This is a genomic window from Streptomyces acidicola, assembly GCF_009377235.1.
Taxonomy (GTDB): domain Bacteria; phylum Actinomycetota; class Actinomycetes; order Streptomycetales; family Streptomycetaceae; genus Streptomyces; species Streptomyces acidicola.
Genome location: NZ_VMNX01000081.1, coordinates 1 through 25,622, shown reverse-complemented (window position 1 = coordinate 25,622; position 25,622 = coordinate 1). Strand labels below are relative to the sequence as shown.

Here is a 25,622-nt window from a genome sequence, read left to right as displayed (position 1 = left end):
GACGTCGCGCCGGCGCCCGCCCGGCCTCTGCGCGGAGGGCACTCTCTCCCCGCACAGCTATCACCCTTTCGGACCACACCGCAGATCGCCCGCCGATCTCACCCCCATCCGGCAGCCAGACCCTTCCTGAAGGCCGTGGAGACAGTGACCCTCGGGTACCTCGCCCTCGCCGCCACGGCAGTGCTCCTGGGCCGCGAGGCCGTACCTCACGCCGCGTGGCTGACAGGGGCCTACGCGGCGCTGGCCGCCTTCGTCCTCGCCTGCGCCGCGGCACACCGCCACTGGGCATCGCCGGCCCTGGCAAACGTGCGCGCGCTGTACCCGCTGGCCTGCGCGCCACTGCTGTTCTCCGCGTCCGGCCCCCAGTCGCTCGCCCTGCACGGCCGCCTGCTCGACGACACCATGCTGGCCTGGGAACGGCACCTGTTCGGCGCCCACCCCAACCTCCTGCTCGGCGACCTCGCCTCCCGCCCCCTCACCGAGGCCCTCAGTCTCAGCTACAGCTCCTACTACCTGTACTTCGTGCTACCCCCGGCCTACTTCCTCGCCAAAGCCATGCACCAGGCCCTGCAGCGCTACGTCCTCGCCCTGTGCCTCGCTCTCTACCTGTGCTTCCTCGGCTTCATACTGCTTCCCCTCGCCGGCCCCATCGCTTCGCTCGCCCCGGCCTTCACGCCGCACCAGTTGCACGGCTACCTCGCCCAGCCCCTCCAGGCCCAGTTGATGGCAAGCGCCGATCCGCCCGGCACCTGCTTTCCCTCCTCCCACGTCGCCGGCGCCTGGGCAGCGGCACTCTCCGCACGGGCAACCCCCGTACCGCCCCCTGCGAAACGGCTGTTGATCGCGGCCACCGCGCTGCTCACCGTGTCCGTGGTGTACTGCCGCTACCACTACGTCCTCGACGCTGCCGCGGGAATGGCCACCGCCGGACTGGCCCTCGTCCTCGTCAGGCTGCTCATGCTCCGCGACAGCAGCTGACCACTGCACCGCAGCGCCAGTGGGCCTCGGACGCCTTTGCGGAATTCTCGGCCACAACGTCCTGCCCGCGTTGCGGGGCATTCGCCCCTTGCGTGGCAGGTCGGTTGGCCCATGCCGGGACCCACCAGTTGGCGGCGGCCTCGCCGCGGCCGGCATGGGCGATCGTCACGCGCCCCAGGAGGATCCGAATCGGCCGGGCCACAAACGCACCTGATCCAGACCACCTGGACGGCACAAGACGCTTCCGACTACCCGTGCCAGGTGGGACCGTCAGCTTGGAGCGGGCGGCTACGGCCAATGCAACAGAGCCGCAGTCCCAAGGTCTGCATCGGTCAAGATCCGGACCATTCCCGGGCCAGCGGTCCCGGCAAGGTCTTCACGGCTGCCATATCCGCAGGTCAGCAAGTTGCTGCCGTCGTACCACCAGGAGACGAAGAACCTGCCGGTGACCACCCCTCGCCTCTCGGGTTCGGCAGCCGCTCACGCGACCAGGCGCATGACATCTGATCACGCCGTTGACCTGCAACAACGCACCGAACGTGGCGAGAGGAAGGCGAATTCGACCCGGATTCGACCCCGCCCCCTCCCATCGCGGCAATGACCAGCCTTGATCTGCCGCTATACGAATTCTGCCGCTGTACCAGCCATACACAGCGGGAAGTCGCTATAGAGAACGCAATTCAGTGACTTGTTGCAAATCATCGATGCTGTAGCGACACGTGCCGTAGGTGCAGAACAGGAGACGTGGCTGCGCATTCCGCTGGGGTCGGAAGCCGAGGCGTATCCAGATCAACCCTCTGAACAGGCCCTTTACACCGACCCTTCCGTGAGACGGAAGCCGTATTGCGTCCCCGTGACGCCCTTCCCGACGATGTCTCCACCACCCAACGACGGGAGCCGCAGCCATGCCGCACATGACGACATTCGCCAGAAACCAGTGGTACGTCGCCGCCTACTCCCATGAGGTCGGGCGCGAGTTGCTCGGTCGTACGATCCTGGGCGAGCCGCTCGTCCTCTATCGGACCGAGGAGCAGGGGACGCCCGTCGCGCTGCACGACCGGTGTGTGCACCGGCGTTACCCACTGTCGCACAGCGGCCTCGACGGGGACCGGATCGTGTGCGGCTACCACGGCTTCACGTACGACACGACCGGAACCTGTGTGTACGTGCCGGGGCAGAAGCGTGTGCCGCGCACTGCCCGCGTCGCCTCGTACCCCGTCGTCGAGCGGGACTCCCTGATCTGGGTGTGGATCGGCGACCCGGACCTCGCCGACGCGGGGACCATCCCGCGGGCCGAGCACCTCGACTCCCCCGGCCGGGTCACCGTGCGCGGCATGGAGCCCATCGACGCCGACTACGGCCTCCTCGTCGACAACCTCCTCGACCTCTCCCACGAGACCTATCTGCACGGCGGGTACATCGGCACCCCGGAGGTCGCCGAGACGCCGATCAGGACGGAGGTCGACGAGGGCGCGGGGATCGTGCGCGTCAGCCGGCACATGGACGATGCCGAGTGCCCACCGTTCTACGCCAGGTCGACCGGCATCGAGGGCCGGATCACCCGCTGGCAGGACATCGAGTACCACGCGCCGTGTCTGTACCTGCTGCACAGCCGTATCGCCCCGGTCGGCGTGCTGCCCGAGGCGGACGGCAGCGACCCGCACGGCTTCCACACCGAGATCACGTACGCGATCACGCCGTCCGCCGACGGCAAGGTGTACGACTTCTGGATGGTCTCGCGTGACTGGGCGATCGACGACGACGAGGTCACCGAGTTCCTGCGAGGCAACAACCACACGGTCGTCATGCAGGACGTGACCGCGCTCAACCTGCTCCAGGAGACGCTCGGCACCGAGCGTACCGGCTACCAGGAGCTGAGCATCAACATCGACACCGGAGGTCTCGCCGCCCGCCGTATCCTGGCCCGGCTGGTCGAGGAGGGCGCGAAGCCCGTGGAGAAGGTCCAGTGACGACGCCCCCTCCTTCCGCAGCCCGCGAGATCTACCGCATCGACTGGCTGCCCGGCACGGACCTCCTGCACGGCACCTGTCACTGCGGCCGCGAGCACACCTCGCAGGACCCCGTCGAGATGTGGGAGTGGATGCTCGCCCACCCACAAGGACACGAGCCACAAGGGCATGAGCCGCCAGGGCATCAACCACCAGGACATCAGCGGCAGGGGAACGGCTCATGAGCGGGTACGAAGCCGAACTTCTCGTCCATCGCCGGGAGTTCGTGGCCGACGGGGTGCTCGCCCTCTCCCTGAGCCACCCGCTGGGCGAGGAGCTCCCGTCCTGGGAGCCGGGCGCGCACATCGATGTGCTGCTCGGACCGGACCTGGAGCGCCAGTACTCGCTGTGCGGGGACCCGGCGGACCGGCGGACCTGGCGGATCGGCGTCCTGCGTGAACCCGAGGGGCGCGGCGGATCCGCGTACGTCCACGAGGAGTTGCGGGAGGGCGACAAGGTGCGCGTACGGGGGCCGCGGAACAACTTCGCGCTCCGGCCCGCGCCTCGCTACCGCTTCATCGCGGGCGGCATCGGAATCACCCCGATCCTGCCGATGCTGGCGGCGGCGGAGGCAGCCGGTGCCGAGTGGTCACTGTTGTACGGGGGCCGTACGCGCGACTCCATGGCGTTCACCGGGGATTTGGGCGCGTACGGCGACCGCGTGACCATCGCCCCGCAGGACGAGACCGGGCTGCTGGACCTCGGTTCCGTGCTCGACGACGTGCCCCAGGGCACCCTCGTGTACTGCTGCGGTCCGGGTCCGCTGCTGGACGCGGTCGAGGAGCGATGCCCGGGCGGGCTGCTGCACGTGGAGCGGTTCCGGCCGAAGGAACAGGAGACCGGCCCGGACGGGGAGTTCGAGGTCGTGCTGGAGCGCACCGGGAAGACCCTGACCGTGCCCGTGGGCGTGTCCGTCCTCGACACGGTGCGGGCCGCGGGCGTCGAGGTGCTCTACTCCTGCACCGAGGGCACGTGCGGGACCTGTGAGACGGACGTCCTGGAGGGCACCCCGGACCACCGTGACTCGGTGCTCAGCGACGCGGAGCGCGAGGCCGGGGACACCATGCTCATCTGTGTGTCCCGATGCCGGGGGCGGCGGCTGGTGCTCGACCTGTAGCGGCGGTCGCCTCCCGGAGGTCGGCCTCGATCCGGGCGACCGTGGCCAGCAGATGCGGCAGCAGGTCACGGCGCACGGACTCCACCGAGTTACGGCCGGCGGCCACGGGGATGTTCACGGCCGCCACCACCTCGCCGTCGCGGTCGCGCACCGGGACGGCGACCGATCGGAGGCCCTCCTCCAGTTCCTGGTCGACGATGGCGTATCCCTGCCGCCGCACCCGCCGGAGCTCGGCCCTGAGCGGCTCCGGAGAGACGAGCGTGCGGGCGGTCAGGGGCCGTAGGTCGATGCCGGCCAGCCGGGTCTCGATCTCCTCGTCCGGCAGTTGCGCGAGGATCACCCGGCCCACCGACGTGACGTGGGCCGGGAAGCGGGTGCCGACGGTGATCGTCGCGGTCATGATGCGCCGTGTGGGCACCCGCGCCACGTACACGATGTCGTCGCCGTCCAGGACGCACAGCGACGACGACTCCCGTACCTGCGCCACCAGGTGCTCCAGGTGCGGCTCGGCGAGCTCGGGCAGTGTGAAACCCGCCAGGTACGCGTAGCCGAGTTCGAGCACGCGTGGGGTGAGCCGGAACAGGCGGCCGTCGGTGTGGACGTACCCGAGGTCGACGAGGGTGAGCAGGAAGCGGCGGGCCGCCGCCCGGGTCAGGTCGCAGGAGCGGGCGACCTCGCTGAGCGTCAGCGAGGGGCGTTCGGCGTCGAAGGCACGGATGACCGCGAGACCACGCTCGAAGGACCGGACGAAGTGCGGTTCGCGGGCTCCAGCGGACATCGTCGCCTCCACGAGGAAGCACAGGAAGCGGACGCCCGGCGGTGACGCCCCCGGCCGACGCGCTCGGTACGCACGGGAGTGCGCTCTGCGCACGCTAGGAGCACGCTTCGGCAACTGTCAACGACCTTGCGCCGCAAGGGCATTGACCCGTTCCCGGCGACGCTCTACGTTCCCGCTGAGCACCCGTGTGCGGTCTGCGCACAGCCAGTCGAAGAGCTGTCCCACTAGGGGGATTCATGCGTCGTCTGCTCATCCGCCTCGCGGCCGGCACCGTGTTCGTCGCCGCGACGGCCTGCGGTTCGTCCGACTCCTCCGGCTCCGGCGGTGAGGAGAAGGGGTCCGGCGGTACCACCACGGTCAAGGTCGGAGTCGTTCCCGTCATGGACGTCGCACCCCTCTACCTGGGCCAGAAGCAGGGCTTCTACTCCAAGCGCGGAATCAAGCTGGAGACGAGCCTCGCCCAGGGCGGTGCGGCGGTCGTGCCCGGTGTCGTCTCCGGCCAGTTCCAGTTCGGCTTCAGCAACACGACGTCCCTGCTGGTCGCCCAGTCCAAGAACGTGCCCGTGAAGGCCGTGGCCAACGGCGCCTCCTCCACCGCCAAGGACGGTGCCGACTTCGCGGGCCTCACGGTGAAGAAGGGCAGTCCCTTCACGTCCGCGAAGCAGTTGGAGGGCAAGAAGGCCGCCGTCAACACGCTCAACAACATCTGTGACACCTCGATCAGGGAGTCGGTCCGCAAGGACGGCGGCGACCCGTCCAAGGTCGAGTTCGTCGAGATGCCCTTCGACCAGATGCCGGCCGCGCTCGACAGGGGACAGGTGGACGGCGCCTGCACCCCGGAACCCGCGCTCGCCACCGTCAAGGCAGCGGGCGGTAAGTCCATCGCGTCCATCTTCTACGACGTGGACCCGAACCTGACCGTGGCCATGTACTTCACCTCCCAGCAGTACGCCCAGAAGAACCCGGACGTGGTGAAGAGGTTCCAGGAGGCCACGGCCGAATCGCTCAAGTACGCCGACAGCCACCCCGACGAGGTCCGCCAGATCCTCACCACGTACACGAAGATCCCTGACACCCTGCTGGACACGCTGACCCTGCCCCGCTGGCCCGCCGAGCCGGACCGTGACTCCATCGAGCGGCTCACCGAACTGGGCGTGCAGGACGGCCTGTTCACGGAGGCCCCGGACCTGGACAAGCTGCTGCCGTGAAGGACGGGCAAACGGACGGGCAAAGGGACAGGCAAACGGACGGGCAACTCGACGACACCGGGCCGGGGCCGACATCCCCTCCGCGAGCTGAGCGTCCGGCGGCGGCCAACGCGGCCCTGGGCGCGGCCGGGATCGTGGGCTTCCTCGCGCTGTGCGAGGCGGTCTCGCGGTTCGGCATCGTCTCCGGGGACTACTTCCCGCCGCTCACCCGCGTGGCCGACGCGCTCGTCACCGAGCTCGGCGACCGGGCGTTCTGGACCGCGCTCGGGGACACGCTCACCGGCTGGGCGCTGGGACTGGCGATCGCGGTGACGGCCGGGATCCTCGCCGGGGTCGTGATCGCGGTGGTGCCGTTCCTGCGCGAGGCGACCGCCTCCACCATCGAGTTCCTGCGCCCGATCCCGTCGGTCGCCCTGATCCCTCTCGCAGTCCTCCTCTACGGCTCGGAACTGCGCTCGGTCCTCCTGCTGGTGGTGTACGCGTCGTTCTGGCAGATGCTGATCCAGGTGCTGTACGGCGTCCAGGACGTCGACCCGGTCGCCGAGGAGACGGCCCGCAGTTACGGCCTCGGCACCTGGGCCCGGGTCCGCCACGTCCTGTGGCCCACGGCCCTGCCGTACGTCATGACGGGCGTCCGCCTTGCCGCCGCGGTCGCCCTGATTCTCGCGGTGACCGCCGAACTGGTCATCGGTGCCCCGGGGTTGGGCCAGCGCATCGCCGTCGCCCAGACCTCGCAGGCCGTGCCGGAGATGTACGCGCTGGTGGTGGTCACCGGGGTGCTCGGGCTGCTGATCAACGTGGGCGCACGGGCGGTGGAGCGCCGGGCGCTGGCCTGGCACCAGTCGGTGCGCGGGGAGGTGGTGGTGTGAAACGCCTGGCCCTGCGGCTGCTGTTCGTCGTCGCACTGCCCGCGCTGCTGGTGGCCGCCTGGTGGCTGGTGTCCGCCGACAGCACCGAGGTGTACTGGCCGCCGCTGCGCACGATCCTCACCACGTTCCCCGACGTGTGGACGGGCGAGCGGCTGCGCGCCGACGTCCTGCCCAGTGTGCTGCGGCTGCTGGCCGGTTACGCGGCGGCGGCCGTGGTGGGCGTCGCGCTGGGCACGGTCATCGGCTCGTACCGCCGCGTACGGGCCGTGTGCGAACCGGTTCTGGAGTTCCTGCGGGCGGTCCCGCCGCCCGTCCTCGTGCCGGTCATCATGCTGTTCGCGGGCATCGGCGACACCATGAAGATCGCTGTGATCGCGAGCGGCTGCGTGTGGCCGGTCCTGCTCAACACGGTCGAGGGCGTACGAGCGGTGGACCCGGTGATGGCGGAGACCGCCCGGTCCTACGGCATCACGGGCGTGGCCCGCCTGCGGAACGTGGTGCTGCGGTCGGCGAGCCCGCAGATCTTCGCGGGGCTGCGCCAGGCCCTGTCCATCGGCATCATCCTGATGGTGATCAGCGAGATGTTCGCGGCCAGCAACGGGCTCGGCTTCACCATCGTCCAGTTCCAGCGCGGGTTCGCGATCCCCGACATGTGGACCGGCATCCTGGTCCTCGGCCTGCTCGGCTTCGCCCTGTCGGTTGTCTTCCACCTGGTCGAGCGACGGGTGCTCGCCTGGTACCACGGTCTGCGCACGGCTTCCCGGCGGTCGTCGTGAAGCTTGAGAAGCCTGAAATGGGGCGGTCCATGCTCGACGTACGCGGCCTGAAGAAGGTCTACGAGGGCTCCGGCCGCCGGGTGGAGGCGGTGCGGAACCTCACGTTCACCGTCGACGCGGGCGAACTCGTCTGTCTCGTGGGCCCGTCGGGCTGCGGCAAGACAACACTGCTGAAGTGTGTGGCCGGGCTCCTCACGCCCACCTCGGGCGAGGTCCTGTTGGAGGGGCGGCCGGTGAGTGGGCCGCCACCCGGCATGGCGGTGGTGTTCCAGGAGTACGGCCGCAGCCTGTTTCCCTGGATGCGGGTCGGCGAGAACGTCGAACTGCCGCTCAGGCAGAAGCCGTTGTCCAAGGCGCGGCGTCGTGAGCTGGTCGCCGACGCGCTGGACTCCGTCGGTCTCGCCGATGCCGCCGGGGCGTACCCGTGGCAGCTGTCAGGTGGTATGCAGCAGCGTGTCGCCATCGCGCGGGCGCTCGCGTACGAGCCGGATGTGCTGCTGATGGACGAGCCGTTCGCGGCGGTGGACGCGCAGACGCGGGCGGATCTTGAGGACTTGGTGCGGGGGTTGTGGCGCGAGCGCGGGATCACGATTCTGTTCGTCACCCATGACATTGACGAGGCCGTGTATCTGGGTGAGCGGGTGCTGGTCCTTTCTGCGTCTCCGACCGTGGTGCAGGAGCAGTTGACGATCGACCTGCCTGAGGAGCGGGACCAGTTGCGGACGCGGGTGGCTCCGCGGTTCGCGGAGTTGCGGACGCGGGTGTACGAGCAGGTTCAGGCGGCCAAGCGGGGGGTCACAGCCCCGCGCCTCTGACTACGTGCCGAGCTCATTGGCGAAAAGGCCACAGAAGCGGGGAACAGCGCTACGTGGAGCAGCAAACAGGGCAACCCGAGGGCGAGTGAGCCGAAGGGGCGCGCCTGTGTCGAGAGGGCGAACGCGCGGAGGCCCGAAGGGCTGAGCACGATCGCCCTCTCGACACAGGCTTTTGCGCCCCGGAGGCGAACCGAGCCAAAAAAAGGGGGAATCCCCCGACGCCGTCGGCGACCTGAACGCCGACGGTGTCGGGGTTCCCGGGACGGGCCTACGCCTCCGGCGTGGGCACCACGCTGAGATGGTTGGCCGTGCGCCGGTCGCGGCGACGCCGGGGCGGAGTGGCCGACGGGCGCCGCGCCGCGCGCAGTACGAGCGTCATCCGCGTGTATCCCATGTCCTGGAGGGTCTTGGGGGTTTCGCCGACGATGCGGCAGTCGGTGCGGCCCCAGCGGGGGTCGGGGTGGACCACCGGACGGACGGCGCCGTCGTGCTCGACGGCCTGCGGTCCGACCGTACGGATCCAGTGCGGCAGGCCGTGCCGGTAGGCGGCGTCCATGATGGGGTCCTGGGCGATGTCCCGGCGGATGGACTGCAGGCCCCGGTCCTGGCCGTTCCGCTCCACGGCGGCGGCGAAGTCGGCCAGCATCGGCAGGCACCAGCTGGACTCGTGCTCGCCGAGGACGGTGGCCGCGTCGGGGTGGAAGAGCACGAAGCGAAGGAAGTTGTCGCCCGGCATGGCGGTCGGGTGCGGGCCGATTCCGCGGAAGAGCTTGTCGTAGGCACTGTTGGACAGGACGACGTCCCAGCGGTGGTCGAAGACGACGGATGGAAAGGGGACTGCCTCCAGGAACGTGGCGTAGTCCTGCAAGTACGCCTGAGCCTCAAGGCTCTCGGGGACGGGGCGCGGTTCGGACCGCTGCCCTCCTGCCTGATGTGCCATCGGGAGGTCACCCCTCTTGCCTATGCGGCCTTCACGCGGCGTCTTGATCCTGAGGCCCGTGCAGACGTCATGTCAACTATCGTGGCATTTTACGGCCGTTGACGGCCGAATCTCGCCACAGTTGTGGCGAGAGCTGGATGTGAGTTCGAGTCAGGGGCTAATCTCCGTGCAGTTCACGGTGGTGGACTATGCCCGGGGCTCGCGTTCCGGGGAATTCGGCACCATCATGGGACTGGCTTGAGAGAGACGTAGGAGATCTGTCGGTGACGGATGGCTTCGAGGTTCCGGACGCTGCGGCGACGGTGCTGCTGCCGGCCGTCGTGGCCCGTGTCACCGCGCTCGCCGACCGGCTGGGCGTGCCCCACGGCGAGGTCTTCGACGCCCGGCGCCTGTCGTCGGCCTCCGGGGTGCCGGAGTCCGTGGTGAAGGCGCTGCTGGGCGGTCGGCCCGCCGGGGAGCAGGATCTGCAGGCCCGGTTCGTGCAGCGGCTGGCCCTGCTGCGGCGTACCCGACTCAAGCCCAACGGACGCAGGTACACGCAGCAGGAGATCGCCGACGGCGCGGGCATGTCGCGTCAGCAGGCGGGAGCCCTCATCAATGGCGACCGGCGCCCCACGATGGAGCACTGCGACGCCATCCAGCGCTTCTTCAGAGTGCACGCCGGCTTCCTCACTGCCGAGGACCCGGAGGCACTCGCGAGCGCCCTCATGCGCACCGAGCAGGAGCTGCTCCAGCAGCTCGCCGACCGCGAGCGGGAGGCCGCGCCGACCACCCAGGCCACCGACGACCCGCTGGAGCGACTGCTCCAGGACCACGGTGTCCGCGGTATCGCCTGGCGTGCGGCACAGCTGCCCACCGACCAGCATCGCGACAAGGTGGCGGAGTGGCTCGACATGCTCCTGGAGAGCGTCAAGCGGCCCGAGTCCTGACCCGGGGGAGAACAGTGGGCATCGGAAGGGAAATGCGCCGCCTGTGCGGCGAGTTGGTCGGCGAGCTGACGCTCCCGGCACCGGCGGAGCCCGCCGGCCTGTACTCCGCGCTGTGCGACGCCATGGGCAGACGTCGCGGCCGCCCCGTCCAGTACCGTACGGCCGCCTTTCCGCCGGGCACCGCGAGCGGGCTGTGGCTGGACATGGCCGAGCAGGACCTCGTCGTGATCGAGGAACGCACCGCACCCGACCACCAGTTGGTGATCCTCGGGCACGAGCTGTGGCACATGCACGCCGGACACTGCGGCCACCACGTGGAGGGTGCCACGGTCGCGGCGCGCCTACTGAGCGACGGGGCCGATCTGCGGGCGACGGTCCAGAAGGTCGCGGCGCGCACCCGGTTCGACGTGAAGGACGAGCAGGACGCCGAGAGCTTCGGACTGCTGCTGGCGAGCAAGTGCCGTACCTGGCTTGCGGGTTCGGCGCTGCGCGGGCCGGTGCAGCGCGACCGGCTCGCGGGGCGCATCGAGGCCTCCCTGGGCTATCGCGGGCCGCAGGGCTGAGCCGCCGGAGATGGACGGGTCCAGTTACTACATCCCCGCGGTGGCGATGGCGGTCGTCCTCGCCGTCAAGACGCCCGCGTTGCTGCGCGGCTGGCGCGATCCGCTGCTGCGGTCCGTGTGCGCGCTGCTCACGCTGGCGAGCCTGGTGTTCTGCTTCGCCGCCCCGCCGACGATCGCCGAGGTCAACCGCGTCACCGGCATCACCAACGTCTCGGCGCCTCTCGTCTACGTCCTGCTGTGCGCCTTGAGCGCCTCCTGCCTGGTGCTGATCATCAACTGGCGGGGCGGTCCCCCCGAGGTGACCCGCCGGCTGTCGCGCCGCTGGATCGCCGGGTACGGCGCGGTGAGCGTGGCGATCGTGGTGCTGTTCGCACTCGGGGACGCGCCGGTGGAGCGGCTGCGGGACCTGGACACCTATTACGCCAACACGCCGTTCATCCGCGAGATGATCGTGCTCTACCTCGCCGCGTTCTCCGTCGCGGGCGTCGCCACGGTTGTCATGTGCTGGCGCTGGGCTCTCCAGGTGCGTGGCTGGCTGCGGGCCGGGCTGCTGATCATCGCGCTCGGCTTCCTGTCGAACGTCCCCTACTCGGCGGCGAAGTTCGCGGCCGTGGTGGCCCGCTGGAACGGTGGGAACCTGGACGACCTGAGCACCTATGTGGCGCCCGTGCTGGCCTCCGCCGGCGCGCAGATCAGCGCGGTCGGTTTCGCTCTGCCGCTGGCCTGCCAGCGCATCGGGGACTCCTGGACGACCTGGTCGACGTACCGGAGGCTGGACCCGCTGTGGCGGGAGCTCAGGCCCGTGGCCGACCAGGGCGAGCGTGCGGTGCGGATCGCCTGGTGGTCGCCGGTCCAACTGCGGGTGACGCAGCGAGAGTCGGACATCCATGACGGCATGCTCCATCTGCACCCGTACTTCGACTCCGAGGTGCGGGCGAGGGCCTATGACGCGGCCGTCGCGTCGGGTTCCGCGCCCGACCATGCTCGGGCCGAGGCCGACGCGGCGATGGTGACGGTGGCGGTACGGGCCCGGGCGGCCGACCCGGAGGGCCGGATCATCAGCTCGGCGGGGACCGGCGCCGCCCCGACCCCGACCCCTTCGACAGACCGTCCGCGCGACCTGGTCCGGCTGTCCCTGGCCCTCAGTCAGTCACCCGTCGTCGCGGCTGCCCGGGAGCATGCCGCGCCCCTGCCAGAGAGCGACTTCCATGAGCGAACCCGCTGACGTCCCCGGATCCACGGCGCCGTCGGAACTCCGTCGAGCCGTCGTCATCGGCGGGGGCCTGGCCGGCCTGCTGTCCGCCGCCGCGCTGCGCCCGTACGCCGATGTCACGGTCATCGAGCGCGATCTGCTGCCCGAGGGCCCCGCATCGCGCCGGGGCGTCCCGCAGGCCCGTCATGCGCACCTGCTGTGGTCCGGGGGCGTCCGCGCGATGGAGGAGCTGCTGCCCGGGGTGACCGACGCCTGGCTGGCCGCGGGCGCCCGCCGGATCCCGCTGCCGACCGGGCTCGTCTCACTGTCGGCGCAGGGCTGGGTGCGGCGCTGGCCCGAGATGGAGTTCATGATCGCGTGCAGCCGGGACCTGCTGGAGTCGGTGATCCGCGCCGAGGTCGTCAGGCAGTCACGGATCACCGTGGTGCAGGGCACCGAACTGCTGGGGCTGGAGGGCGGCGCGTCCCGGGTGACGGGGGTGCGGATCCGTTCGGCCGATGGCGAGGAGCGTGTCCTGGCCGCCGACCTGGTGGTGGACGCCTCGGGGCGCGGCTCGCGGGCCACGATGTGGCTGGACGCGCTGGGTGTGCCGCCGGCACCGCTGGGCGAGGTCGACTCCGGGCTCGTGTACGCCAGCCGGGTCTTCCGCGCGCCGGCGGGCACCGAGGAGTTCCCCGTCGTCAACGTCCAGCCGGACGCGGGGCGGCCGGTGCCAGGGCAGAGCGCGACCCTCGTGCCCATCGAGGGCGGGCGCTGGCTGGTGACGGTGTCGGGCACGCGCGGTGGCCAGCCGACCGCGTCCGCCGAGGAGTTCGAGGCCTTTGCGAGGAACCTGCGCCACCCCGTGGTGGGCGAGCTGCTGGCCGACGCGGAACCGCTGACGGACGTGGTCGTCACCCGCAGCACCGTCAACCGTCGGCGCTTCTACGAGAAGGTCTCGGCCTGGCCCGAGGGGTTCGTCGCGATCGGTGACTCGGTGGCCACCTACAACCCGCTGTACGGTCACGGCATGTCGGTGGCCGCACAGAGCGCCCTCGTGCTGCGCGAGCGGGTGGCCGCGCACGGGCTCATGGCTCCGAGGCTCGCTCGGCGGGTGCAGCGGGCGGTGGCCGGTCCGGTGTCGATGGCGTGGCAGCTGGCCACGGAGACGGACATCCGCTACCCGGAAGCGGTCGGCGAGCAGCCCGGCCTCGTCCAGCGCCTGTTCACCCGTTACGTGAACCGCCTTTTGCGCACCGCGACGGGCCGCCCCCTGGTCTTCCGGGCGTTCCTCGGCGTCATGACCCTCTCCAAGCCGCCCGGCACCCTGCTCGCACCCGAAGTGCTCCTCGCCGTCGTGCGAGGCCCGCTGAAGGCCCCACTGACGGGTCCGCCGCTCACGGAGGGGGAACGGGCGGCGGTGTCCGGGGCGCCGGAGGAGGCCGGGAGGTAGGCATGCGGCAATGGATTCACCTCCGCTGAGCGGGCGAACCTCCGCGTACGGGAACGGGATTGTCAGTGGCGGACGGCAAGCTGGAGGTGCGCCACCACCCTGCCGGGGCGCACGCACCGATCAGACCGGCCGAACAGGGGAGAGCCGTCCGATGCCGACCGCCGTACTGACCGACCACGAACGCACCGCCGTGCAGGCCTATCTGCGGCTCTTGCAGACCGTACGAGCCGCGTTCGACGGCCCGCCGGACGGGTGCCGACCACCCGTGGTGCCGACCGCCGCGCTCGCCGAGGCCGAGCAGGCCTTGGCGGCGGCCGGACTCGCGGGCAACGAGGAGGAGTTCTTCCAGCTGCTGCGGAGCTGGTGCCCGGAGATCTGACACCCGGTGGAGGCCCGTTCCCCGGCGAACCAGGAGCGGCCCGCGACAGGACCTAGTAAGGGCGGGCCGGCTCAGGCGGTCGCCCGCAGGTACAGTCCGCCCGACTGGTCCACGAGCTGCCGCAGGGCCGCCGAGGGCTCCTCGTGGCCGCCCAGTTCACCGAGGATGCGGTACGCCTCGTCGCGGAACATCTCGAGGTCCTTCTGGTACCTGCGGAGCACGGCGGGCGCGAGGAGCAGGTCCATGAGCTCCTGCCGTGCCCGTCCGGAACTCCGCGCGGCGCCGGACAGCGCCAGCACGTGTCTCCTCGCCCCGGGCGGCGCCTCCTCCAGGGCGCAGGACAGCAGATAGGTCATGGTGCCGTTCCGCAGGTCCTCGTTGCGGCCGGACAGGATGTCCTCCTGGTCGTTGAACAGCTGCCACAGGATGCCGAAGACGTCGCCGAACTCACGCCACAGCCGTATGCGCCCGCTGTCCGCACCCGCCCATATGCCGGCCATGGCCGTGATCATCGCGAAGGGAGCCCCGGACTTGCCCCGGTACGCCGCGACGACCGCCTCCCGTGCGGCGCCCTCCCTGTCTCCTCGCAGGTCCCTGAGCTGCCCCTCCACGGCAGGAAACCAACAGTTGACGATCTCGGCGGTGAGGGCGTTGCGCACGGCGTCCGGTACGGGCTGTGCCTGGACGATACGGATGGGCAGCGCCTGCCCGCCGACGACGGCCGCCAGCAGTGCCTCGTTCTCACCGAGACCCTCGGGCGTGCCGGTCGCCTGGCTGTCCGCCAGGTCGTCGAAGTAGCAGGCCGAGGTCCACCACAGCAGGTGGACGGCAGACAGGGGGACGGCCGGTCCGGGGGCGCCCGTCTCCGCGGCGTGCACGAGCAGCGGAAGCACCGACAGGGGGTACTTCATCTGCTGGTGGCGTAGGAGTCCGGCGATCGCGTCCCGGACCGATTCCGACTCCGGCCCCAGCGCGTCGAGGGCGGCGTCCAGAGCCGCGTCGATCTCGCCCGTGAACCGCCGGTGCAGTTCGACGTAGGACAGGGAGGTCATTCGGCGGCCTTCGCGCGTTCCGTCGGGTAGGGCACCGACACGGCGGTGGCCACCAGCCCGCGCCGTACGGTCCAGCGTCCGTCGAAGGACCCGATCCGCTGTCCGTCCACCACCGGCCCGGGCACGAGGAGCCGGGCCCGGAAGGTGCCCGACCCGGCGCCGGTGTGAGCGCCGGTGTCCGCGAACACGTCGATGTCGGCCTCCGAGAAGTCCAGCCACTTGGCGGTGAGCGGGAACCACGCCTTGTAGACGGACTCCTTGGCGCTGAACAGGAGCCGGTCCCAGTGGATGCCGGGCCGCTCGTCGTTCAGGCGGTGCAGCCGGGCCTCCTCGGTGGGGAGGGCGATGGCGCCCAGGACGCCGTTCGGGAGCGGCAGATGAGGTTCGGCGTCGATGCCGAGGGACGCCACGTCGGCGGCGCGAACCAGCGCGGCGGCGCAGTAGCCCTCGCAGTGCGTCATGCTGCCGACCAGGCCCTCCGGCCAGGCGGGGGCGCCGCGCTCGCCGGGCAGCACGGCCTGCGGGGGCACGCCGAGCTTCTCCATGGCGCGGCGGGCGCACCCGCGTACGGCGGTGAACTCCCTGCGGCGTTTGGGCACCGCCCTCGCTATGACCGCCTCTTCCTCGGGGAAGAGCGACGCACTCTCGGGCCCCTCGGCCGTGCGGGAGGCGTCTTCACCGTACGCCTCCACGACCACGACCGACTCCGGGAGCAACTCCTCGATCACCGGCTTCGACCTCCATCGGCAGAATACGGCGCAGCCTTCCCGGCGGTTTCGGGCGCGGGCGCCACTCGCGTGGGTACCCCACCGACACCTCTTCGAAGCGAACCCCGTCCAGCCAGGTGGTCCGCGGAATGTGCAGATGGCCGTAGACCATCACCTCGACGCGGAACCTGCGGTGCCAGTCGGCGGTGAGCCGGGTGCCGCACCACATCGCGAACTCGGGGTAGCGCAGGATGTCCGTCGGGTGCCGGTCCAGGGGGTAGTGGTTGACCAGCACGGTGGGCAGGTCCGCGGGGAGCTCGGCGAGCCTGCGCTCGGTCTCGGCGACCCGGGCGCGGCACCAGGCGTCACGGCTCGGGTAGGGGTCGGGGTACAGCACCTGCTCGTCGGTGCACACGACGCCGGTGCCGTGCGCGTACTCCAGTCCCTCGTCCTTGGTCGCGCAGCCCGGCGGCAGGAACGAGTAGTCGTACAGCAGGAAGAGCGGGGCGACGACGGCGGGGCCACCCGGGCCCTCCCACACGGGGTACGGGTCCTCGGGCGTGGTGACGCCGAGCTCGCGGCACAGGGCGACGAGATGGTCGTACCGCTCGACGCCGCGTGCCGTGAGGGTCTCTTTCGGGTGGGTCCACAGCTCGTGGTTGCCCGGTGCCCAGACGACCTTGGCGAAACGTCCGGCGAGGGTCTCCAGCGCCCAGCGGATGTCGTCCACCTTCTCGGCGACGTCTCCGGCCACCAGGAGCCAGTCATCGTCGGTTTCGGGGCGCATCTGTTCGACCAGGGCACGGTTCTCGGGATAGGCGATGTGCAGGTCACTGATGGCCAGCAGATTCCCCGAACCGCCAGCGGTCGACTCCACCCTCACTCCCTCCAGATCTTCGGATGGGAACACGAGAACACACGCACGCGTCGGCGGACAAGAGCGGCCCGCCGAACACGTGAACAGCATCTGGCCGGTCCCGTACCAAGGATTAACACGCGCGTGACAGAAACCAGGGTCCCGGTGGCCTTATGATCGCCCCAACACCTCCGCCCCGCTCCCTCACTCGCGTCGGGCGGTTCGGCGTACCTCCCTCTCCCCTGGCCGGGCACGGCCTGCTCAGCCCTGCCCGCGAACCGTGAAAGGCGGCCTGCATGGTCTCTCGCGTACGCGTCTGGCTCAACCGCACGTACGCGGAGAACGTGTTCTTCATGGATCAGCTGCGAAGTAATCCGCACTCGCATCCGGTCGAGATCCATGCCACCCACGGGGACCCCGACTCGCCCGTGCTCGCCGCCGCCGACACCGCCGACCTGGAGCCGGAGGGGCTCTCCCCCGCCGCGTACGTCGAGTTCGCCCTCGACCAGTGCCAGCGGCGCGGGATCGACGTTTTCGTGCCCCGGCTGCACCAGGCGACGATCGCCGCGCACCGCGAGGAGTTCAGGGCCGTGGGTACGGCGCTCCTCGCGCCGCCCGCTCAGGCCGTGCACGTCTTCGAGGACAAGGTGACGGCGTACCAGGCGGTCGAGGCGCTCGGGGTGCCGGTGCCGCCGTACTACCGGGTGCGGGATGCGGACCAACTCGTCGCCGCTGTGGAGGAGTTGGAGGCCGGTGGGCACAAGGCGTGCTTCAAGCCCGCGGCGGGTGCGGGCGGGGTGGGTTTCCGTGTCGTCACGCGGACCCCGTTCTCGCTCTCGCACCTCAACGGGTTTCCGAGCCCGTACGTGCCTCTGGACCTGGTGCTGGAGGCACTGCGTGATGCCGAGGAGGCGGTGGACTGGCTGGTGATGCCGCGACTGGAGCAGCCGGAGGTGTCGGTGGACTGCCTCGTCGCCCCGGACGGTCGCGTCCGTATGGCGGTGGGCCGTACGAAGAACGGCCGCCGCCGCGGCTTCACGCTGAACCCGGCCTGGATCGAGCCGGCGCGCCGTCTGGCGGAGGGCTTCGGCCTCCACTACCTCTCGAACATCCAGTTCCGCATGTACGGCGACGATCCGGTTCTGATGGACGTCAACACGCGACCTGCGGGTGGGCTCCACCAGCTCGCCCTCTGCGGCCTCAACGCCCCTTGGGCCGCCGTCCAGCTGGCCCTCGACGAGGACCCCGGCGAGCTTCTTCCGGCCCGCCTCGGGGCGGACTACACGGTCGTATCGGGGCCGCGTGCGGTGCGTCCCGTCTCCCTCCCGCACCAGCGTCCGGACGTCCCGGCGGTGGCGCGTCCCTTCCCCCTCACCTCGACGCCGGGCGTCCGCCCCCACTCGGCAGACAGCCCACTGACGGTCTGACCGGGCATTTCCTCGCCCCCGCCTCGCCTACCCGCCCCCTGGACCCCCGCTCCTCAAACGCCGGAGGGGCTGAATGCCAGCCCCTCCGGAGTTTGAGGACGAGGCCGTTCAGGCCGGCGAGGAGCCTCAGGAGGGGTAGCCCCAGGCCTGCGCCAGTTCTGACAGGCGTGGGGAGAGGGTGGCGTTCGGGTCGGCCTGGCGGGCGGACTGGATGCGGCCCGACTTGATGGTGCTGGACCAGTCACCGAGCTGGGGACGGAATGTTCCGTGGTCCTTGCTGCCGTAGTCGAGCATCGCGGGCTCCCAGGGGACGCCCAGGTAGTCGCAGATGCCCCGCGTCACCTGCTCCGGCTCAGCCGTGAGGTCCTCGTACGTGATGACGTGGCAGGCCAGGTTCTGCCGGGCCTCCTCCAGCTTCTCGCTGTAGGACAGGACCTCCGCCTCGATCGCCTCGTGGTCGGGGTCCGTACGGCGGCTCGTGAGCGACGCGATCACCGCGCCCGGGTGGCGCAGCAGCAGGATGTAGCGTGCCTCGGGCCAACATCGGTGCAGCCGCCGCCACATGAGTGTGTTCGGCGGCGTCTTGTCGACGATCAGCTCCTTGCCGCTGCGGGTGAGTTCCAGGTCCAGCAGCCTGTCCCACAGGACGTGCTCGACCTCGTCCTTGTCGAGTTCGAGCGCCTTCATGGCGTCGGCGGTGAAGTCCCGCGAGAGGTTGACGTGCACCGTGCGCAGATGCATCTCGTGCGGGGCGCGGATACGGCTGTGGCTGTTGAGCAGAACGCGCAGCAGTGTGGAGCCGGACCGGACCGACGAGAGCACGAACACCGGTGACTCCACCAGGCGTGGGGCGCGCGGGGCCACGTACGGCTCCGGGCCGGCCTCGGCCTCGGTGCTCCTTTGCGCGGGTACCGCGTCCAGGGTCCGCTTCGGCGGGCTCACCGCCTCGGCGATCAGCCTGCCCCGGCGCTTGATCCCTTTACCGATCGCGTTGATACGCGGGTCTCGCACGATGACACCTCTCCACCCATCTCACTCCGCTTTCGTTCGCCCGTATCACAGGGGCAGCGAGCGAACTCCAGGTGACGGGCAAGGAACAGACAGGGGTCGCGGCGAGTCGTACACCCGCCGCGACCAGCATGTTTACTTGTTTCTTAATTCTTCCTGGGAGGCGGAGTCACGACTTCTCCACCGTCAGCCTCAGCGTCTTCACCTCGAAGGGCCGCAGGGCGACGGGCACCGCGTTCCCCTCGGTGGCCGCCGCCTCCAGCGGGCGTTCCAGGAGGTCCGTGATCTGGGCCCCGGCGAGCGGGAAGCCGGTGCGCAGCACGCCCTCGGCGCGGCCGCCGCGGGACTCGTACAGCCGGACCACGACGTCACCGGAGGAGTCGTCGGCCAGCTTGACCGCCTCCACCGTCACGCCCGCGCCGTCGACCGACACGACCGGCTCCGCGGTGCCCGCCGCAGAAGCGATCCGCAGCGGCAGGTTCAGCGCGTAGCCCTCCGCGATCGCATCGTCCACGCTCGCGCCCGGCAGGAGCGAGTAGGTGAAGCGGTGCCTGCCCTGGTCGGCCTCCGGGTCCGGGACCCGCGGGGCACGGACCAGGCTGAGGCGGACCGTGGTGGTCGTACCGCCGTCCTCGCGGACCGTGCGGGAGACGTCGTGGCCGTAGGTGGAGTCGTTGATCACCGCCACGCCGTAGCCGGGTTCGGCGATGTGCACCCAGCGGTGCCCGGACACCTCGAAGCGGGCCGCCTCCCAGCTGGTGTTGGTGTGGGTGGGGCGCTGGATGTGGCCGAACTGGATCTCCGCGGAGGAGTGGGGCGCCCGGATGTCGACCGGGAAGCCCGCCTTGAGGAACTTCTCGGCCTCGTGCCAGTCGATGTCCGTCTCGAAGTCGATGCGGGGGCTGCCGGCCCGGAGGCTGATCGTCTGGGTGATCTTCGAGCCCTTGCCGAAGGAGCGCTCCACCCGGATCGCCCCCCGCAGCGGGTCCTCCTCGACCACCGTCACGGAGTCCGCGTCCAGCAGGTCCGTGTAGCGGTTCTTGTAGTGCTTGTCGACGTCCCAGGCGTCCCAGTAGTTCGGGAGGTCCGTGTGCAGCCGGAGGAGGTTGCCCTTGTCGGCGAGGACCTCGCGGCCGCCGGCCCGCAGGTCGCGTACGGAGGCCAGGGTGCCGTCCTCGGCGATCTCCACCCGGACGAGGCCGTTGTCGAGGACGCGTCCGGTGACCGTGACCGGGTCCGTTCCCTCGCCGGCGCCCAGCGGGGCGCTGCCGTTCGCCGGGACGACCGTGTGGACCAGGGAGCCGTCCGCGGTCCGGACGACCTCGCTGCGCTCCAGCGGGCTGGTGTTGAACACGTGTGCGTCGCCCGTGCCGAGTGCGGCGATCGCCTCGGCGGTCAGTGCCTCGACCTCCTTCGCGACCCGTGCGTACTCCGCCTCGGCCTCCCGGTGCACCCAGGCGATCGAAGAGCCCGGCAGGATGTCGTGGAACTGGTGGAGGAGGACCGTCTTCCACAGCCGGTCGAGCTTGTCGTAGGGGTAGGAGTAGCCCGGCGCGTGCAGCGCGGCCGTGGTCGCCCACAGCTCGGCCTCGCGCAGCCGGTGCTCGGAACGCCGGTTGCCCTGCTTGGTGCGGGCCTGGGAGGTGTACGTGGCGCGGTGCAGCTCCAGGTAGAGCTCGCCGGCCCAGACGGGGGCGTCCGGGTACTCGTCGCGGGCCTTCGCGAAGAACTCGTCCGGGTGCTCGACGACGACCTTCGGCGAACCCTCCAGGTCGGCCAGTCGGCGCGCCCGCTCCATGATCTCGCGGGTGGGGCCGCCACCGCCGTCGCCCCAGCCGAAGGGGGCCAGGGAGCGAGTGCCGCCGCCCTTCTCCCGGTAGTTGCGGACGGCGCGGTCCATTTCCTCGCCGCTGAACCTGGCGTTGTAGGTGTCGACCGGCGGGAAGTGGGTGAAGATGCGGGTGCCGTCGATGCCCTCCCACCAGAAGGTGTGGTGCGGGAACTTGTTGGTCTGGTTCCAGGAGATCTTCTGGGTCAGGAACCACTCGTTGCCCGCGAGCTTGGCGAGCTGCGGATAGGCGGCGGTGTAGCCGAAGGAGTCCGGCAGCCACACGCCCTTGGTCTCGACGCCGAAGTGCTCGATGAAGAACCGCTTGCCGTGGATGAGCTGGCGGGCCAGAGCCTCGCCGCCGGGCAGGTTGCCGTCGGCCTCGACCCACATGCCGCCGACGGGCGCCCACTGCCCCTTCTCGACGGACTTCTTGATCCGCTCCCACACGTGGGGGTAGTTGTCGCGCACCCACTCGTACTGCTGGGCCTGCGAGCAGGCGAAGATGAAGTCCTCGTACTCGTCCGCCAGAGAGGTCACGTTCGAGAACGTGCGGGACGTCTTGCGCTTGGTCTCGCGGATGGGCCACAGCCATGCGGAGTCGATGTGGGCGTGCCCGACGCCGGAGACGGTGTGGGCGCTGGCGTGCGCGGGCTTGGCCAGGGCGGGGGCGAGGACCTCGCGGACGGCCGCGGCCGAGCCGGGGATGTCGTCGAGGTCCAGGGCGTCCATGGCCCGGTCCAGGGTGTGCATGATCTCGTGGCGGCGCGGGTCGTGCGCTTCGAGATGGACCATCAGTTCGCTCAGCACCTGGAGGTCCAGGTCGAGGTGCCAGACGTTCTCGTCGAGGACGGCGATGTCGGCGCGCTGGAAGGTGTAGAGCGGCTTGTCGCCGGCGGTGAGGACGTCGCCGAGCGGGGTCGGGGCCGCGAAGTCGCCTGCGAGGATGTCGGGGTTGGAGGCCGCTTCGACCAGGTAGTCGACCGTCTCCCCGCCGGTGGCCGGGTTGGCGATCGGCACGTACTGGTTGAGCGGGTTGACCGCCTTGAGGGGGGTCCCGTCCGTGAGGTGGACCAGGGCCTCGGCCTGGTTGCCGGGCCAGTCCCCGACGAAGCCGAGGTCGATGACGGCCTCGACGCGCCTGCCCGCCCACTCGGCGGGCACCTGGCCGCGCATCCGGAACCAGGTGGTGCCCCAGGGCGGACCCCAGGGGGTGTTCATCGCGAAGGGCTCGTACGGGGCGGCCGCGGCCTCGTCGAAGGGGACGGGCTCGCCGGGGGCATGCCAGGCCTCGACCTCGAAGGGCACGGAGGCGGCGTAGATCGCGGGCTTGATGCGCTGGGTGTGGACGCGCTCGACGCGTTCCTCGATCCGGCGGCGTTCGTCATGCATGGAAGCAGTTCTCCTGGGGCTGTGCGGGGCTCGTTCGGTGACCGTGCGGTGCTCTACCTGAGGTACGCCATGCCCGGATGGACGGCCGTGTAGGCGTCGACCAGCCTGTGGGCCACGTTCACGGAGTCGACGAGCGGGTGCAGGGCGAAGGCCTTGACGGCGGTCGTGCGGGAGCCCGACTCGGCCGCGGACAGGACCTCGCGCTCGACGGCCTTGACCGCGCAGACCAGGCCGGTGGCGTGGTCGGGCAGCGGGTCGGTGGCGACCGGGTGGGCGCCGTTGGCGTCGACGAGGCAGGGCACCTCGATGACGGCCTCGGTGTCGAGGACGGAGAGGGTGCCCTTGTTACGGACGTTGAGGATCAGGGTGGTGCGCTCGTCGCGGGCGATGGCCCGCATCAGGGCGAGGGCGACCTTCTCGTAGCCGCCGGAGAGGTCGTCGGCGTCGCGCTCGCCGGCGCCCGCCGTTTCACGGTTCTCCGCCATGTAGGTGGCCTCGCGCTCGGCGCGGGTGCGGTCCCAGGCCTTGAGCGCCTCGGCGTCGGGGCGCCGCATCTCCTCGTAGAAGTGGGCCTGCTGGTCGCGCAGGAAGGCGCCGCGGGTCTTCTCGGCCTCCTGGTAGGCGCGGACGGCCTCGCGGTTGAAGTAGTAGTAGTGCAGGTACTCGTTCGGGACCGCGCCGAGGGACTGGAGCCATTCGGGGCCGAAGAGCTTGCCCTCCTCGAAGGAGCCGAGCAGGTCGCGGTCGGCGAGCAGGCGCGGGAGTTCGTCGCGGCCGGCGACGCGCAGTCCGCGGACCCAGCCCAGGTGGTTGAGGCCCACGTAGTCGATCCATGCCTCGCGAGGGTCGGCGACGCCGAGCACGCGGGCGATACGGCGGCCGAGGCCGACCGGCGAGTCGCAGATGCCGATCACGCGGTCACCGAGGTGGCGGGACATGGCCTCGGTGACCAGTCCGGCGGGGTTGGTGAAGTTGATGACCCAGGCGTCGGGGGCGAGCCGGGCCACCCGCTGGGCGATGTCGACGGCGACGGGCACCGTGCGCAGGCCGTAGGCGATACCGCCGGCGCCGACGGTCTCCTGGCCGAGGACGCCTTCCGCGAGGGCAACGCGCTCGTCGTCGGCGCGCCCTTCCAGGCCGCCGACGCGGATCGCCGAGAAGACGAAGTCGGCGCCCCTGAGTGCTTCGTCGACGTCGGTGGTGGCCGTCACCTCGGGCGCGTCGGGCCTGCCCGCCGCCTGCTCGGCCAGGACACGGGTCACGGCGGACAGCCGCTCCGGGTCCAGGTCGTGCAGGACGACACGCGTCACCCGGCCCTCGGCGCGGTCCGAGAGGAGCGCCCCGTACACCAGCGGCACCCGGAACCCGCCACCGCCCAGAATCGTCAGCTTCACGCGACTACCACCTTTGCCGTCCTTTCGCGTACCCGGTCGTGTACCCGGCTCACGCCGGCACCACCTCCACACCCGCCTCCTCCAGCGCGGACCGCGTGACCGGGTCGACGGGTGCGTTCGTCACCACCATGTCCAGTTCCTCCGGTCCGCAGACCCGCGCCATCCCCGTGCCCGGGAACTTCGCGCGGTCGGCCAGCAGGACGACCCTGTCCCCCGCCCTGATCATGGCGCGCTTGACCGGCACCTCGACGACGGTGGTGTCCATCACCTGCCCGCCCGGCCGCACCCCGCTGGTGCCGAGGAACAGCCAGTCCGCGTGCAGCTGGCGCAGGTTGTCCTCGGTCAGGAAGCCGACGAGCGAGCGGTACTCACGGCGGAGCATGCCGCCCAGCAGCACCAGCTCGATGCCCTCGTCGTCGGCGAGCTCCTCGTAGACCACCAGGTTGCTGGTGATCACGGTGAGCCGGCGGCCGTGCAGCTGCCGGGCCAGCCGGTAGGCGGTGGTGCCGATGTCGAGCAGCACGGTCTGACCGTCCTGGACCAGCGATGCCGCCTTCGCCGCTATCGCGTCCTTCTCGGGCACTCGCACCTCGGCGACCTCGGCGAAGGGCTGGTCGCCCTCCTCCGCCACCGCGCCGCCGTGCACACGGGTGAGCAGCCCCTCCTCCTCCAGCTTGACGAGGTCGCGCCTCACGGTGGCGGGGCTCACGCCGAGCTCTTCGGACAGGTCGGTGACCGCTGCCGGGCCGCCGGAGCGCAGGGCCCTCAGGATGAGTTGATGTCGTCGTTCTGCCAGCACACCGTGGACAGTACTCGTCATCTTCAATCATTTCCATGCTCACTTCTGCTTGACTCTTGCCAAATCTCCGGAGGACGCGCACGATCCTGTGCACCGAAAGCGACGGTTCCGACGTCCGCGCTCAGAAATGAGCGTGGGCGCCTGCGACAGGAGGATGCGCGCGTGGACGACGACCGGCCCGATGTACTGCTGACGGGGCTGCTGTTCTACGACCTCGTCCTCACGGGGCTGGGGAAGCCGCCGACGCCCGGAGAGGAGATCTGGACCCACGGCATGGGCTGCGGTCCGGGCGGCATCGCCAACCTGGCGGTCGCCGCCTCCCGCTTCGGCCTCACCACCTCGCTGGCCACCGTCTTCGGTGACGACTTCTACGGCGAGTACTGCCGTGACGTCCTCGACGGCCAGGAGGGCATCGATCTCTCCCTGTCCCGCACGGCGGACGGCTGGCACACCCCGGTCACCGTCTCGCTCGCGTACGGCCACGACCGGGCGCTGGTCACCCACGGCCAGGAACCCCCGTACACCCAGGACGCGTTGATGGGCGACCCACCCGACGCGCGCGCCGCTCTCGTGCACATTGAGGCCGAGCCCCGCGAGTGGCTCGCCAAGGCGGCCGCGAACGGGACGCACATCTACGCGGACGTCGGCTGGGACCCCACCCAGCAGTGGTCCTCGGACCTGCTCGACCAGCTCGCCCTGTGCCACGCCTTCCTCCCGAACGAGACCGAGGCGATGGCCTACACCCGCACCGACAGCGCCGTCGCCGCCCTCGGCACCCTGGCGGAGCTGGTGCCGGTGGCCGTGGTCACGCGCGGCGGCGAGGGCGCGATCGCCGTGGACCAGACGACGGGTGAGTACGCCGACGTGCCGGCCCTGGACGTGGACATGCTGGACGCGACGGGCGCCGGGGACGTCTTCGCCGCCGGGTTCGTCGCGGCCTCGCTGGGCGGCTGGCCCCTTCAGGAGCGGCTGCGCTTCGCCGTGCTCGCCGCCGGCCTGTCCGTACGCCACCACGGCGGGGCCCAGGCGGCACCCGGCTGGTACGGGGTCCACGCATGGTGGCGCGCGCTCGACGACCCCGGACTGCGGCGCGCCTACGGCTTCCTCGCCGAGCGGCTGCCGGCCGATCCGGGCCCACCCCTCTCCCATGCCC

Annotated in this window: 24 protein-coding genes; 15 read left to right on the top strand and 9 right to left on the bottom strand. The window is 70.6% G+C overall.

Features of this window, described 5'->3' with window-relative positions; all coding sequences use genetic code 11:
- Positions 1 to 135 precede the first annotated feature (135 nt).
- The 4 genes from FPZ41_RS48455 (at position 136) to FPZ41_RS21645 (ending at position 4,104) form a co-directional block, all read left to right on the top strand.
- Positions 136 to 978, top strand: a complete 843-nt coding sequence (locus FPZ41_RS48455; protein WP_322620548.1) for a phosphatase PAP2 family protein — start codon at positions 136 to 138, stop codon at positions 976 to 978.
- 905 nt (positions 979 to 1,883) lie between these two features.
- The gene (locus tag FPZ41_RS21655; RefSeq protein ID WP_194236163.1) at positions 1,884 to 2,948 is read left to right on the top strand and encodes an aromatic ring-hydroxylating dioxygenase subunit alpha; all 1,065 of its coding nucleotides are present in this window, start codon (positions 1,884 to 1,886) and stop codon (positions 2,946 to 2,948) included.
- Positions 2,945 to 3,172: a hypothetical protein gene (locus FPZ41_RS21650; protein WP_131563621.1), complete on the top strand. Its 228-nt coding sequence runs from the start codon at positions 2,945 to 2,947 to the stop codon at positions 3,170 to 3,172. The genes FPZ41_RS21655 and FPZ41_RS21650 overlap by 4 nt, the downstream gene beginning before the upstream one ends.
- A complete protein-coding gene (locus FPZ41_RS21645) occupies positions 3,169 to 4,104 on the top strand; it encodes a PDR/VanB family oxidoreductase (protein WP_152865026.1) in 936 nt (311 codons plus the stop codon). Before FPZ41_RS21650 ends, FPZ41_RS21645 begins: the two co-directional genes overlap by 4 nt.
- Here FPZ41_RS21645 and FPZ41_RS21640 read toward each other — a convergent pair.
- Positions 4,055 to 4,882: an IclR family transcriptional regulator domain-containing protein gene (locus FPZ41_RS21640; RefSeq protein WP_152865024.1), complete on the bottom strand. Its 828-nt coding sequence runs from the start codon at positions 4,880 to 4,882 to the stop codon at positions 4,055 to 4,057. The two genes, FPZ41_RS21645 and FPZ41_RS21640, sit on opposite strands and share 50 nt — an antisense overlap.
- A 236-nt stretch (positions 4,883 to 5,118) precedes the next feature.
- Between FPZ41_RS21640 and FPZ41_RS21635 the strand changes: the two genes are divergently transcribed.
- The 4 genes from FPZ41_RS21635 (at position 5,119) to FPZ41_RS21620 (ending at position 8,550) form a co-directional block, all read left to right on the top strand.
- Positions 5,119 to 6,090, top strand: coding sequence for an ABC transporter substrate-binding protein (locus FPZ41_RS21635; RefSeq protein WP_152865022.1), 972 nt, complete (start codon positions 5,119 to 5,121; stop codon positions 6,088 to 6,090).
- A 116-nt stretch (positions 6,091 to 6,206) separates the two neighbouring features.
- The gene (locus FPZ41_RS21630; RefSeq protein WP_152865057.1) at positions 6,207 to 6,959 is read left to right on the top strand and encodes an ABC transporter permease; all 753 of its coding nucleotides are present in this window, start codon (positions 6,207 to 6,209) and stop codon (positions 6,957 to 6,959) included.
- Positions 6,956 to 7,735 carry an ABC transporter permease gene (locus FPZ41_RS21625; RefSeq protein WP_322620547.1) on the top strand — a complete coding sequence of 260 codons (780 nt, stop codon included), beginning with the start codon at positions 6,956 to 6,958 and terminating at the stop codon, positions 7,733 to 7,735. Before FPZ41_RS21630 ends, FPZ41_RS21625 begins: the two co-directional genes overlap by 4 nt.
- Before the next feature lie 17 nt (positions 7,736 to 7,752).
- Positions 7,753 to 8,550 carry an ABC transporter ATP-binding protein gene (locus FPZ41_RS21620; RefSeq protein WP_152865020.1) on the top strand — a complete coding sequence of 266 codons (798 nt, stop codon included), beginning with the start codon at positions 7,753 to 7,755 and terminating at the stop codon, positions 8,548 to 8,550.
- Positions 8,551 to 8,818: 268 nt separating this feature from the next.
- Here FPZ41_RS21620 and FPZ41_RS21610 read toward each other — a convergent pair whose 3' ends face one another.
- Positions 8,819 to 9,490 carry an MmyB family transcriptional regulator gene (locus FPZ41_RS21610; protein WP_152865018.1) on the bottom strand — a complete coding sequence of 224 codons (672 nt, stop codon included), beginning with the start codon at positions 9,488 to 9,490 and terminating at the stop codon, positions 8,819 to 8,821.
- Positions 9,491 to 9,753: 263 nt separating this feature from the next.
- Between FPZ41_RS21610 and FPZ41_RS21605 the strand changes: the two genes are divergently transcribed.
- The 5 genes from FPZ41_RS21605 (at position 9,754) to FPZ41_RS21585 (ending at position 14,006) form a co-directional block, all read left to right on the top strand.
- The gene (locus tag FPZ41_RS21605; RefSeq protein WP_322620546.1) at positions 9,754 to 10,419 is read left to right on the top strand and encodes a helix-turn-helix domain-containing protein; all 666 of its coding nucleotides are present in this window, start codon (positions 9,754 to 9,756) and stop codon (positions 10,417 to 10,419) included.
- A gap of 32 nt (positions 10,420 to 10,451) precedes the next feature.
- Positions 10,452 to 10,982, top strand: coding sequence for a toxin-antitoxin system, toxin component (locus FPZ41_RS21600; protein WP_152865055.1), 531 nt, complete (start codon positions 10,452 to 10,454; stop codon positions 10,980 to 10,982).
- 10 nt (positions 10,983 to 10,992) lie between these two features.
- Complete coding sequence (locus tag FPZ41_RS21595) at positions 10,993 to 12,207, top strand: MAB_1171c family putative transporter (protein ID WP_152865014.1); 1,215 nt, start codon at positions 10,993 to 10,995, stop codon at positions 12,205 to 12,207.
- Positions 12,191 to 13,627, top strand: a complete 1,437-nt coding sequence (locus FPZ41_RS21590) for an FAD-dependent monooxygenase (RefSeq protein WP_152865012.1) — start codon at positions 12,191 to 12,193, stop codon at positions 13,625 to 13,627. The genes FPZ41_RS21595 and FPZ41_RS21590 overlap by 17 nt, the downstream gene beginning before the upstream one ends.
- A 151-nt stretch (positions 13,628 to 13,778) precedes the next feature.
- Positions 13,779 to 14,006 carry a hypothetical protein gene (locus FPZ41_RS21585; protein ID WP_152865010.1) on the top strand — a complete coding sequence of 76 codons (228 nt, stop codon included), beginning with the start codon at positions 13,779 to 13,781 and terminating at the stop codon, positions 14,004 to 14,006.
- 71 nt (positions 14,007 to 14,077) lie between these two features.
- Here FPZ41_RS21585 and FPZ41_RS21580 read toward each other — a convergent pair whose 3' ends face one another.
- The 3 genes from FPZ41_RS21580 to FPZ41_RS21570 are packed head-to-tail and all read right to left on the bottom strand — an operon-like array spanning position 14,078 to position 16,642.
- Entirely contained in the window at positions 14,078 to 15,058 is a 981-nt protein-coding gene (locus FPZ41_RS21580) for a polyprenyl synthetase family protein (RefSeq protein WP_152865008.1), read from the bottom strand.
- The gene (locus FPZ41_RS21575) at positions 15,055 to 15,786 is read right to left on the bottom strand and encodes a 4'-phosphopantetheinyl transferase family protein (RefSeq protein WP_322620545.1); all 732 of its coding nucleotides are present in this window, start codon (positions 15,784 to 15,786) and stop codon (positions 15,055 to 15,057) included. The genes FPZ41_RS21580 and FPZ41_RS21575 overlap by 4 nt, the downstream gene beginning before the upstream one ends.
- Positions 15,734 to 16,642: a metallophosphoesterase family protein gene (locus FPZ41_RS21570; RefSeq protein WP_322620544.1), complete on the bottom strand. Its 909-nt coding sequence runs from the start codon at positions 16,640 to 16,642 to the stop codon at positions 15,734 to 15,736. Before FPZ41_RS21570 ends, FPZ41_RS21575 begins: the two co-directional genes overlap by 53 nt.
- Before the next feature lie 275 nt (positions 16,643 to 16,917).
- Here FPZ41_RS21570 and FPZ41_RS21565 point away from each other — a divergent pair, with 275 nt between their 5' ends.
- The gene (locus FPZ41_RS21565; protein ID WP_152865004.1) at positions 16,918 to 18,048 is read left to right on the top strand and encodes an ATP-grasp domain-containing protein; all 1,131 of its coding nucleotides are present in this window, start codon (positions 16,918 to 16,920) and stop codon (positions 18,046 to 18,048) included.
- A gap of 126 nt (positions 18,049 to 18,174) precedes the next feature.
- Here the strand turns inward: FPZ41_RS21565 and FPZ41_RS21560 are convergent, their stop codons facing one another.
- The 4 genes from FPZ41_RS21560 to FPZ41_RS21545 all read right to left on the bottom strand — a co-directional run bounded on the left by FPZ41_RS21560 (position 18,175) and on the right by FPZ41_RS21545 (position 24,469).
- Entirely contained in the window at positions 18,175 to 19,059 is an 885-nt protein-coding gene (locus tag FPZ41_RS21560) for a sulfotransferase family protein (RefSeq protein WP_322620543.1), read from the bottom strand.
- A gap of 166 nt (positions 19,060 to 19,225) precedes the next feature.
- On the bottom strand, positions 19,226 to 22,276 hold the full coding sequence (locus FPZ41_RS21555) for an alpha-mannosidase (protein WP_152865003.1): 3,051 nt from the start codon (positions 22,274 to 22,276) through the stop codon (positions 19,226 to 19,228).
- Between the two features lie 53 nt (positions 22,277 to 22,329).
- The gene (locus FPZ41_RS21550; RefSeq protein WP_322620542.1) at positions 22,330 to 23,670 is read right to left on the bottom strand and encodes a 6-phospho-beta-glucosidase; all 1,341 of its coding nucleotides are present in this window, start codon (positions 23,668 to 23,670) and stop codon (positions 22,330 to 22,332) included.
- A 49-nt stretch (positions 23,671 to 23,719) separates the two neighbouring features.
- Complete coding sequence (locus FPZ41_RS21545; protein ID WP_131571663.1) at positions 23,720 to 24,469, bottom strand: DeoR/GlpR family DNA-binding transcription regulator; 750 nt, start codon at positions 24,467 to 24,469, stop codon at positions 23,720 to 23,722.
- Between the two features lie 162 nt (positions 24,470 to 24,631).
- On the opposite strand from FPZ41_RS21545, the gene FPZ41_RS21540 reads away from it, so the two are divergent.
- Positions 24,632 to 25,622: carbohydrate kinase family protein (locus FPZ41_RS21540; RefSeq protein ID WP_322620541.1), on the top strand; the 991-nt coding region annotated here is incomplete at its 3' end.